The following is a 3,378-nucleotide window of genomic DNA, read 5'->3' as shown; positions in this document are numbered from 1 at the left end:
CTCGCCGCGGGTGGGTCCTCAACGCCGAGGGAGGGCCCGTCATGACGTGCGCCCGGTGGTACACCTCGTCGTCCACGGCGGCAGCTGCAGCCGTCTCCGCACTCTCGGCTCTTCGTACTGCAAGGCTTCTCCCGGCTCCCGCCGCGCACTTCTCTTCTCGCCGCCGTCCGATGAGTGCCGGTGAGGGCGCGGTGCTTTAGGCGCAGTCATGGCCGACCTGATTGCCGACAGGTTCCGGCTCATCGACCTCCTGGGGACGGGTGGCTCGGCATCCGTCTTTCTCGCCGAGGACGCGACGACCGGACAGCGCGTGGCGCTGAAGATCCTTCACCCCCACCTGACGGAGCGTGCCGCGGCCCGCGAGCACTTCCTTGCTGAGGCTGCGCGTTCCGCACGCTTTCGACATCCGCATGCCGTGCAGGTGCTGGATGTCGGTGAGGACCGCGATCGGCCCGAGCCTGTCGTGTGGATCGCGCTCGAGTTCGTGTCGGGCGCGACGCTCGCCGAACACGTGCGCGCTACCGGACCGCTGTCTCCCGAAGCCGCCATCAGCGTGATGATCCCCGTGCTCGATGCGTTGGATGCCGCGCACACGGCCGGACTGGTTCACCGGGACGTGTCGCCGACGAACGTCATGGTGGCTCGTGGTAGCAACGGCGTGCTCGATCCGTCGACCGTTCGCCTGCTGGACTTCGGAATCGCGGGCGACGTCGGTGAGACAGCACTCGGATCTGCCGCGCTGCTCGCCGCACGCGACGAGGGGGGTGTCGGAGTCCTCGGCAACGCCAGCTACGTCTCCCCGGAGCAGGCCCGCGGGGACGCTGTCGACGAGCGGGGCGACATTTACCAGGCGGGAGCGTTGCTCTATTTCGCACTCGTCGGGCACGCGCCATTCCAGCGGGATGATCCGACCCATGTTGCGCGGGCACACGTGGAGGCCCCACCACCCGTTCCCTCGGTTGGCCGCCCGGGCATCCCGCGATCCTTGGATCGCGTCGTGGTCAAGGCGATGCTCAAGGATCCGGCCGATCGCTTCCCGACGGCCCGCGCGATGTGCGATGCGCTCGTCGCCGTCGCAACCGAGGCAACAGGCGCAACCACACCCACGGCTGCGAGGTCGGCGCTTCGACCTGCATCGTCGGCCGAGCCGGCGACGGCCAATCACGAGGACCGGACGGGCGTGACCCGCGTGCTCGGTACGACAGCGACCCCACCGCGCGCGTCTTCTCCCGCCGTGAGCCCGTTCGCCGCCGTTCACCGGCGTCGTCGGCCTGCTGGCATCGCAATGTTCGCAACCGTCGCTGCCGCCGTCACCCTCGGGGTCGTGATCTCCCTTGCGACATCGCCCTCGGCATCCGTCACCACGGAACCGACACCCGAGCCATTGACGTCCACGCCGACGCCGGAGCCGACGTCCCCTACCACCGCAGCCGACACCCGCCCGCGCGTTCCGGATGTCGCGCAGCTCCGACTCGCAGAGGCGAGCGAGCAAATCGTCGCGGCGGGCTTCGTCGTCGGTGCCGTGACCTCGGTCGACAGCCGCTGGACCGAGGGAACGGTGATCGAGACCTCGCCCGCCTCGGGCGATCGGGCGGCTTTCGGTAGCACGGTGGCGGTGACGGTCGCCTCGGGGTACAACTCGGTACCGACCGTCATCGGGCTCGACGTGCACGCGGCGCTCGAAAGCGTGGCGGCGGCCGGTTTCACGGCGGGCTCGGCCCCGACCTCCACGGTCGGGCCCGGCGTGATTCGTACCGACCCGGTGGGCGGAACACGGCGGGTAGTCGGTTCGACGGTGACGGTTTTCGAACCAGCACCGCCACCATCGCCGACACCGACGCCAACCGCGCTGCCGACACCGCCCCCGACGCCGACGGCGGTCCCGACCCCCACGGTGAGTCCATGACCGAGCGATGCTCGTCGCACACGTGCGAGAAATCGCGCCTTAGCGAATGCGACGCCTTTCGTTCACCAGCGCAGATAACGATCACCAGTGTCACCGAGCCGCGGCTCGCGTCCGAGCGGTGCCCTGATCCATGCGTCGCTCCTCGGCAGGGGCGGCGTCCTCGACCCGAAAGAAGTCCCATGTCCGCGTTGCGCACCCCTGGTGGTCGTTCATGACGCGAGTGGAACGTTCACGTGACGGGTCCGGTGAGGCGGTCGAAGACAGCCACGACGAGGGCCTGACGGTCTTCGATGAGGTGGCTGACGTCTTTCTCGCCAACGACGTCACCCAGATCATCGATGAACCCGCGACCGCGCACCCCGACGGTGCACGATCGCTGACGTCCCGGCCGTCCACCTCCGACCGCATCTTCCGCTCCGTCGCGTTCGCCGCTGGTGGCATCACGGTAGCGATCATGCTGGCGGTTGGCCTGTTTCTGGCGGTTCGCGCGGGGTCCGCCCTGCAGGTGTCGGGCATCAGTTTCTTGTTCGAACAGCAGTGGTCGCCCGAGACCGGCCAGTTCGGGATCGCTGCTGTCCTGTTCGGCACCGTCTCGATCGCTCTCATCGCGATCACCATCGCGCTTCCACTCTCGCTCGGGACGTCACTTCTCATCTCGGAGGTGTTGCGCGGCCGCCTCAAGCAGTGGGCGATCACGCTGGTCGATCTCATGGCGGCGGTGCCGAGCGTGGTTTTCGGACTGTGGGGCGTCTTCTTCCTGCAAGAGAACGTGATCCCGGTTTCGCAGTGGATTTCGACGTACTTCTCGTGGATTCCAATCTTCGCCGTCACCAATCCGGACGGGACAGCCGCGTCGGATGCGAGCGCGTTCACCTCGTCGGCATTCATCGCGGGAGTCGTCGTTTCGCTCATGATCGTTCCCACGCAGACCTCGATCATGCGTGAAGCCTTCATGCAGGCGCCTCCCGGTGAGCGTGAAGCTGCATACGCACTCGGGTCGACCCGCTGGGGGATGATCACCGCTGTCGTCCTGCCCTTCGGCCGCGGCGGGATCATCGGTGGCACGATGTTGGCGCTCGGACGGGCGCTGGGGGAGACCATCGCGATCTACATGATCATCTCGCCGATCTTCTACATCAACTGGGAAGTTCTCAAAACCGGAAGCAACTCCATATCGGCGCTCATCGCCCTGCGATACGGGGAGGCATCGGAGTTCGCGCTCTCAGCTCTCATGGCGGCAGGTCTCACCCTGTTCCTGATCACTCTGGTCATCAACTTCACCGCATCGACCATCGTCGCCAGATCGCGCTCCGGCGCCCAGAGTGAGGCATGATGTCGACCACGCTGGAGAGTTCGCCGGTACAGGATGCCGAAACCAAGCCGCGCCTCACTCAGACGCCTGATCCTGGCGACACCCCTACCGGGCGACGGCGTCAGCTGCGTGCAGTCCGGGTCGATGATGTCTACCCGGT

General features: G+C 67.1%; 3 protein-coding genes. All 3 read left to right on the top strand.

The window, feature by feature from the left end; genetic code table 11:
• On the top strand, positions 1-200 hold a 200-nt coding region (locus Q1V87_RS13695), incomplete at its 5' end, for a hypothetical protein (protein WP_300593986.1).
• Positions 201-208: 8 nt separating this feature from the next.
• Entirely contained in the window at positions 209-1,906 is a 1,698-nt protein-coding gene (locus tag Q1V87_RS13690; RefSeq protein ID WP_300593983.1) for a PASTA domain-containing protein, read from the top strand.
• 220 nt (positions 1,907-2,126) lie between these two features.
• The gene (gene pstC / locus Q1V87_RS13685; protein ID WP_300593980.1) at positions 2,127-3,239 is read left to right on the top strand and encodes a phosphate ABC transporter permease subunit PstC; all 1,113 of its coding nucleotides are present in this window, start codon (positions 2,127-2,129) and stop codon (positions 3,237-3,239) included.
• The last annotated feature ends 139 nt before the right edge of the window (positions 3,240-3,378 follow it).

The organism is Microbacterium sp. (genome assembly GCF_030149085.1).
GTDB lineage: Bacteria > Actinomycetota > Actinomycetes > Actinomycetales > Microbacteriaceae > Microbacterium.
The sequence above is the reverse complement of the archived record's forward strand: the minus strand, read 5'-3'. Positions and strand labels throughout refer to the sequence as shown.